Here is a 6,977-nt window from a genome sequence, read left to right as displayed (position 1 = left end):
TTGGTTGGCCTTGAGGAGCTTGTCGATCGTGGTGATGGCTTTGGCGGTGCGGATCGCGATCTGGCGGGCGTGGGCGCTCAGGGGGTCTTCGTGGCGGGCGCGCCAGGTGGTGATCGTGGTGATCTGGGTGGTGGTGAGTCCGGTGCGGGCGTCGATGCCGAGGCTGTGGGTGCGCGCCAGCGCGGTGAGCTGGTTGATCTTCGCGGTGCGGTCGCTGTTGAGGGCGTCGCGGTCGGCCAGGAGCAGGGCGGCGAGCTGTCCGGCGTGGCCGGTGCGCGGTCGGCGTAGCCGGTCGGGGTGGGTGCCCAGCACGGTGCGGGCGATGCGTGCGGCGTCCAGCGGGTCGGACTTGGCGGTGCGCAGGTCGGCGCGGGTCGGGGTCATGGCCTCGACGGTGGTGTAGCCGGTGCGGGTGAACCTGGCGGCGGCGATGCGTCCGTAGGAGCCTGCTCCCTCCACGACGATCAGGACCTGGTCCAGGTCGCCGTCGGTGCGTCGGGCGATCCAGGCGATCGCGCGGTCGATGCCGGCGGTCGTGGTGGCGAAGGACTGCAGGTCCTGGCAGGCGCCGTTGCTGGTGAGCAGGGCGTAGGTGTGTTGCTCGGCGTGGGTGTCGATGCCCACGACGTATCGGTAGGTCTCTGCGACGATGGTCATTGCGGCGGACTCCGTTCGGGTGGACGTCGTGACCGGCGTCGTTCCCGGGGTGGAGTCACTTCGAGGCAAACCTGTGACGAGCCACAGCCCCCTGAGGTTCTAGCGGGGGGCTGGTGCATGTTTCTATCAAGCCATCGAGGTGGACCGGGGCGGCGCCGGCCCGGCCGCGGCAGCGGGCAGTTCTCGCGAAAGCCACTCCCGACAGGCTCGGGAGGGCAGGTAGGCAACGAGCCACGCCACCGCGACCAGAACAACACCACCCTGGCCAGCCGACCCCGGGTCAGCCACCCGAAGACTCACAGGTAGGCAACTTCTCGGCGAGGCGACGCCTACCTGGCGGGAACGTTGCCTACCTCGCCGGAAGATTGCCTACCTGGCGGGACGTTTGCCTACTTCGCGGCGAGGTTGGTCTCGATCTCGCCGAGGATCGACTGCAGCTCGGCCGCCTCGTTGCCCTTGATGACGCCGGTGCCGCCGGAGGCCTCCAGGACGCCGTCCTCGATCTCCGGCGAGTGGTAAAGGTCCACGAGCTGCGCGAGCGTCTCGTCGTCGGCGTCGGCGGACCGCGCGACCCACACGTTGATGTACGGCTCGGCCGCCGCGGAGTCCGGGTCGTCGGTGTAGATGGCGTCGTCCTCGGTCAGCCCCGCGTCGCCCACGAAGTCGTTGTTGATGATCGAGGCGTCGACGTCGGCGAGGGCGATCGCGGTCTGGGCCGCGTCCACCGGCGTCACCGTCACCCGCGACTCGTCGGCGATCACGTCGGCCGGGGTGGAGAACGAGTTGCCGCCGTCGCGCAGCGTGATCAGTCCGGCGTCCTGCAGCACGAGCAGCGCGCGGGCCTGGTTGGTCTCGTCGTTGGGGATGGCGACCTGGCCGCCGTCCGGGATCTGCTCGACGCTGCCGTGCGCGGTCGAGTACAGGCCGAGCGGGTAGACGGCGGTGGCGCCGATCGGGGTCAGGTCGTCGCCGCGGGCCACGTTGTAGCCGGCGAGGAACTGCAGGTGCTGGAACTGGTTGAGGTCGAGGTCGCCGTCCGAGAGACCCTGGTTGGGCAGCTGGTAGTCGGAGAAGTTCACGATCTCGACCTCGATGCCCTCGTCGGCGGCGGCCTGGGCGAAGGTGTCCCAGTACTCCTCACCAGCGGAGACCACCCCGATGCGGATCGGGTCCTCGGCGGTCCCGGCGGCAGGTGCGGCGGAGGAGTCACCGCCGCAGGCGGCCAGGGCGAGCACGGAGGCGACGGCGCCGGCGGAGAGCAGGGTGGAGCGCAGGTTCATGGTGGTCCTTCCGGGCAGGGATGCACGACGGCGGATCTCGCCGTGGCACGGGGTGGTGACGTTGCGGGGCCGCGCCGGCACGCGCGGCGGGCGGTCGTCAGCGGTGGACGACGGCGGGGCGGGGGCCGATCAGCGGCGGCACATTCGCGTGCGGGGCATCGACGGGACGCACATGACGGCGCGCGAGGCGGTGCGCGGGGTCCGGGGTGCGACGTGGTCGGTGCGGTGCATGCTTACAGGTGAACACCGTGGGACAGGGGCGGCCAACTCGACGGCGGAGAAATCTCGCCATGCGAACCGACCGTGTCTCACATCGAGAGAAAGTGCAGGTCAGAGCCCGGTGTGACGCACCGCTCAGCCACGCAAAGGACCCCTCGCGCACCCACCAGAGCTCACTTACCCTTGCTGCCTTCCGGCCCTGGGGGAGTTCGGCGAGATGGTGCCGCACGAGGGGTCTGCCCCCTACCCTAACGGAGACCGGGCGGTGCTCCGAAACCCGTCGCGACCGCCGTCGCGCACCTCACACCGGGCCGATTCGGCCCCCGGGCACCTCGTCCGCTATTCTGCTGGGGTTGCCTGCGCCAGTGTGCACACCGGAGACCTCAGGCAGCACCACGAGGAGGATTCGCCTAGCGGCCTATGGCGCACGCTTGGAAAGCGTGTTGGGTTCACGCCCTCGGGGGTTCGAATCCCCCATCCTCCGCACGGCCCGAAGGGCCCTGCACCACCGGTGCAGGGCCCTTCGTCGTTCCCCGGTCCAGCATGCTTGAATCGGTTCATGCCACGCTTCGACACCGGCGACGAAGACTTCCTGCTCGACGGCCGCCCGCACCAGGTCATCAGCGGCGCCCTGCACTACTTCCGCGTCCACCCGGACCAGTGGGCGGACCGGATCCGCAAGGCCCGGCTCATGGGTCTCAACACCGTCGAGACCTACGTGGCGTGGAACCTGCACTCCCCCGCACCCGGCACGTTCCGCACCGACGGGCGCCGCGACCTCGGGCGGTTCCTCGACCTCGTCGCCGCCGAGGGCCTGCACGCGATCGTGCGCCCCGGGCCCTACATCTGCGCCGAGTGGACCGGCGGCGGCCTGCCCGCCTGGCTGTTCACCGACCCGCGCGTCGGCGTCCGCCGCGCCGAGCCCCGGTTCCTCGAGGCCATCGCCGACTACTACACCGCCGTGGCGCGGATCGTCGCGCCCCGCCAGGTCACCCGCGGCGGCCCCGTGCTCATGATGCAGGTGGAGAACGAGTACGGCGCCTACGGCGACGACCCCGTCGAGACGCGACGGGCCTACCTGCGCACCCTGGCCGCCCTGCTGCGCGAGCGCGACCTCGAGGTGCCGCTCTTCACGTCCGACCAGGCCAACGACGAGCACCTGGGCCGGGGCAGCCTGCCCGAGCTGCTGACCACGGCCAACTTCGGTTCCCGGGCCCGCGAGCGCCTCGCCGTCCTGCGCCGCCACCAGCCCACCGGCCCGCTGATGTGCATGGAGTTCTGGAACGGCTGGTTCGACAGCGTCGGCGGGCACCACCACACCACGCCCGCCGCGGACACGGCCCGCGAGCTGGACACCCTCCTGGGCGCCGGCGCCTCGGTGAACCTGTACATGTTCCACGGGGGCACGAACTTCGGGCGCACCTCGGGCGCCAACGACAAGGGCGTCTACCGGCCCGTCACCACCTCCTACGACTACGACGCGCCGCTGGCCGAGCACGGCGCCCCGACGCCGAAGTTCCACGCGATGCGCGAGGTCGTCGCGCGCCACGCCGCCGTGCCGGACGAGGTCCCCGGTGCCGCTCCCCCGGCGCCGACGGGCACGGTGGCGCTGGACCGTCGGGTGCCGCTCACCGACCTCCTGGACGCGCTGGGCACCGAGCACTCCGTCGACGGCCCCGCACCCACGCACGACGACCTGGGCGTCTGGGACGGGTTCGTCCTCTACCGCACGCAGATCTCCGCCGGCGACGCCGTCCTGACGGTCGGCGACGTCCGCGACCGCGCCCTGGTGATGGTCGACGGCGAGCCCGTCGGGCACCTGGACCGCACCACGCACCAGCGGGCGGTCGCGCTGCCGGCGCGCGACGGCGAGCTGACCGTTCTCGTCGAGGACACCGGGCGCGTGAACTACGGCCCACGGATCGGCGAGCCGCACGGCCTGGTCGCGCCGGTGCGCACCGCACTTGGCGAACTGACGGGCTGGTCCGCGCGCCCGCTGCGGTTCGACGACGGCGACACGCTGTCGTCCGAGGTGACCACGGCGCTGCGTGCCGCGCCCCGGGCGGCCGTACCGCCGTCGTCCCCGCTGGCGGGCCCGGTGCTCGCGCTCGGCACCTTCGACGGCCGCGCGGGGACGGACCTGTTCCTGCGCGCCGACGGCTGGACGGCCGGCGTCGTCTGGGTCAACGGCTTCTGCCTGGGCCGGCACCGCGCGGCGGGGCCCGCGCGCACCCTGTACGTCCCGGGGCCGGTGGTCCGGGACGGTGAGAACGAGGTCGTCGTCCTCGAGCTGCACGGGGCGGACCGCGCCACCGTGGGTCTCGCCCCGGCGCCGGACCTGGGCCACACCGAGGAATAGGTCAAGGAATCGTCATGGCATCGTGACCGAAACATGGTGCGGACGTCCCAGGACCGTCACGTCCTACCCCTACGATGAGCCGCATGATCTTCAAGGCCGTGGGCGACGGGCGCCCCTATCCGGATCATGGACGCGAGAGCAGCCAGGACTGGTCCGACGTCCCGCCCCGGCAGGTCCGCCTCGACGAGCTCGTCACGACCAAGCGCAACCTCGACCTCGACACCCTGCTGGCCGACGACTCGACGTTCTTCGGCGACCTCTTCGCCCACGTGGTCGAGTACCGGGGCGTCCTCTACCTGGAGGACGGTCTGCACCGTGCGGTGCGGGCCGCCCTGCACCAGCGCCCGATCCTGCACGCCCGGGTCCTCACCGTGGGTTGATCCGAGCAGTCCGAAGATTCTCAGGTAGTTTCGTCGCGTGACTTCACCAGCCCAGGATCCGGCCCGCGTCGCCCGCCGGCGACGCAAGCACGAACGACAGGCCGTGGTCTTCGGGCTCCTCATCGCGTTCATGGTGCTCATGGGCCTGGGGGCGCTCGCCGTCTACACCGGCACGATCGACTCCCCGTTCGACGAGCCCATCCAGACCCCCGGCGGCAACGCCGACTCGATGCCGCCGCCGTGCGTCCCGCAGAACGACAACTGGCCCGACGGCGCCCCGCCGCTGGCCTACGACGACGTCCGCGTCCGGGTCTACAACGCGGCCGACTACAGCTTCGCGATCGCCGGCGCCAACGCGGACGTGCTGGCCGCCCGCGGCTTCGACATCCGCGACACCGGGGACTTCTCCCGCCTCGTCGAGGGGCCCTCGGAGATCCGCTACGGATCCGGCGCCGTCCGGCAGGCGTACACGCTCGCCGCGCAGTTCCCCTCGGTGCGCCTCGTGCTCGACGACCGGCCCGGGCGCATCATCGACCTCGTGGTCGGCGAGGACTACACCGAGCCGCTGCCCGTCGACCAGGTCCAGCTCGCCGCGGGCGAACCCATGACGGACATGGAGGACTGCGTGCCCGTCGGCGAGCTCACGCCCGTGCCGCGCGAGTTCGGCGAGGGCGACGGGCCGGAGTCCGCCGAGGATGACGCCCAGGACGCCTGAGGTGCCCCGAGCTCAGCGCTCCTGCGGGACGGTCCCCCGCCACCGGCCGATCGCGCGCATCCCGTGGTACAGGACCAGGGCGGACGCCGTGCCCAGCGCGATGCCCTCGAACGTTAGCCCGCCGACGACCCACTTGTAGTTCGCCACGGCCACCACCAGCGGCACGGCCGCGACGGTGAGGTTGACCGGGTCGGCGAAGTCCACGCGGTTCTGCACCCAGATGCGGAAGCCGAGCACGCCGATCATGCCGTACAGCACCGTGGTGACCCCGCCGAGGACGCCGACCGGGACGGTCGCGACGACCTCGCCGAACTTGGGCGAGAAGGACAGCAGCAGCGCCGCGACGCCGGCCACCCAGTAGGCGGCCGTGGAGTACACCTTGGTGGCCGCCATGACGCCGATGTTCTCGGCGTACGTGGTGGTGCCGGACCCGCCGCCGGTGCCCGCCAGGGTGGTGGCCACGCCGTCGGCGAGCAGCGCCCGGCCCATCAGGGGGTCGAGGTCCTGGCCGGTCATCGCGGCCACCGACTTCACGTGCCCGACGTTCTCCGCGATCAGCACGAACACGACCGGCAGGAACAGCCCGAGGACACCGGGCTCGAAGCTCGGGGCGGTGAGCTGCGGCGGACCGAACCAGCCGGCCTCCTCGACCCGGGTGAAGTCGATCTCGCCGCGCACGGCGGCGAACGCGTACCCGATCAGCACGCCGACCAGGATGGACAGGCGCCCCAGGATCCCGCGGAACAGCACCGAGATCAGCACCACGGCCACGAGCGTGACCATGGCCGTGACCGGCGCCTGGTTGAAGTTGTCCCAGGCGGCGGGCGCGAGGTTGAGCCCGATGAGCGCCACGATCACGCCGGTGACGACCGGCGGCATGACGACGTCGATCCACCGCGCCCCGGCGTAGTGCACCAGCACGCCGACGCCCACCAGCAGCAGACCCGTGAACAGGATCCCGCCGATCGCGGCCGCCTGACCGTGCGAGGCGGTGGCCGCCCCGATCGGGGCGATGAACGCGAAGCTGGAACCCAGGTAGCTGGGCAGCCGGTTGCCGGTGATCAGCAGGAACCCGATGGTGCCGATCGCGGAGAAGAACAGGGTGGTCGACGGCGAGAACCCGGTGAGGATCGGCACCAGGAACGTGGCGCCGAACATCGCGACGACGTGCTGGAGCCCGATGCCGATCGTGCGCGGCCAGCTCAGCCGCTCGCCGGGCGCGACGACCTCACCGGGCGCGACGTGCGCGCCGTCGCCGTGCGTGGTCCAACCGAGCTGCATGGTGCTCCGTCCGTGAAGGGGTGGTGAAGGCAGGCCAACCCTAACCGCCGGGCACCGGGCGGGTCCGGTCCTCCCCCAGGGAGCCC

At 71.7% G+C, this 6,977-nt stretch carries 6 protein-coding genes, 1 tRNA gene and 1 other RNA gene; 4 read left to right on the top strand and 4 right to left on the bottom strand.

Features of this window, described 5'->3' with window-relative positions:
- The 3 genes from HDG68_RS09275 to ffs form a co-directional block, all read right to left on the bottom strand.
- Window positions 1-657, bottom strand: a 657-nt coding sequence (locus HDG68_RS09275) for an IS110 family transposase (RefSeq protein WP_172151324.1), incomplete at its 3' end; no start/stop codon positions are given.
- Between the two features lie 389 nt (window positions 658-1,046).
- Entirely contained in the window at window positions 1,047-1,937 is an 891-nt protein-coding gene (locus tag HDG68_RS09270) for a MetQ/NlpA family ABC transporter substrate-binding protein (RefSeq protein WP_172151322.1), read from the bottom strand.
- 362 nt (window positions 1,938-2,299) lie between these two features.
- Window positions 2,300-2,396, bottom strand: an RNA gene (ffs, locus tag HDG68_RS09265) — signal recognition particle sRNA small type.
- Between the two features lie 159 nt (window positions 2,397-2,555).
- On the opposite strand from ffs, the gene HDG68_RS09260 reads away from it, so the two are divergent.
- The 4 genes from HDG68_RS09260 to HDG68_RS09245 all read left to right on the top strand — a co-directional run bounded on the left by HDG68_RS09260 (window position 2,556) and on the right by HDG68_RS09245 (window position 5,610).
- Window positions 2,556-2,640, top strand: a tRNA-Ser gene (locus tag HDG68_RS09260).
- Between the two features lie 75 nt (window positions 2,641-2,715).
- The gene (locus HDG68_RS09255) at window positions 2,716-4,515 is read left to right on the top strand and encodes a glycoside hydrolase family 35 protein (RefSeq protein ID WP_172151320.1); all 1,800 of its coding nucleotides are present in this window, start codon (window positions 2,716-2,718) and stop codon (window positions 4,513-4,515) included.
- An 83-nt stretch (window positions 4,516-4,598) separates the two neighbouring features.
- On the top strand, window positions 4,599-4,895 hold the full coding sequence (locus HDG68_RS09250; protein ID WP_172151318.1) for a type II toxin-antitoxin system VapB family antitoxin: 297 nt from the start codon (window positions 4,599-4,601) through the stop codon (window positions 4,893-4,895).
- A 37-nt stretch (window positions 4,896-4,932) separates the two neighbouring features.
- Window positions 4,933-5,610: a LytR C-terminal domain-containing protein gene (locus tag HDG68_RS09245; protein ID WP_172151316.1), complete on the top strand. Its 678-nt coding sequence runs from the start codon at window positions 4,933-4,935 to the stop codon at window positions 5,608-5,610.
- A 12-nt stretch (window positions 5,611-5,622) separates the two neighbouring features.
- Here HDG68_RS09245 and HDG68_RS09240 read toward each other — a convergent pair whose 3' ends face one another.
- On the bottom strand, window positions 5,623-6,891 hold the full coding sequence (locus HDG68_RS09240) for a uracil-xanthine permease family protein (RefSeq protein ID WP_172151314.1): 1,269 nt from the start codon (window positions 6,889-6,891) through the stop codon (window positions 5,623-5,625).
- Window positions 6,892-6,977: the final 86 nt, after the last annotated feature.

The sequence above is a fragment of the Isoptericola chiayiensis genome (assembly GCF_013149805.1).
Classification (GTDB): domain Bacteria; phylum Actinomycetota; class Actinomycetes; order Actinomycetales; family Cellulomonadaceae; genus Isoptericola; species Isoptericola chiayiensis.
Note: the sequence above shows the minus strand (reverse complement) of the source record. Positions and strands in the feature narration are given on the sequence as shown.

Excerpts from the sequence above, each read along its gene's own strand:
- HDG68_RS09270 (WP_172151322.1), bottom strand. The coding sequence starts at position 1,937 with ATGAACCTGCGCTCCACCCTGCTCTCCGCCGGCGCCGTCGCCTCCGTG.
- HDG68_RS09255 (WP_172151320.1), top strand. The coding sequence starts at position 2,716 with ATGCCACGCTTCGACACCGGCGACGAAGACTTCCTGCTCGACGGCCGC.
- HDG68_RS09240 (WP_172151314.1), bottom strand. The coding sequence starts at position 6,891 with ATGCAGCTCGGTTGGACCACGCACGGCGACGGCGCGCACGTCGCGCCC.
- HDG68_RS09250 (WP_172151318.1), top strand. The coding sequence starts at position 4,599 with ATGATCTTCAAGGCCGTGGGCGACGGGCGCCCCTATCCGGATCATGGA.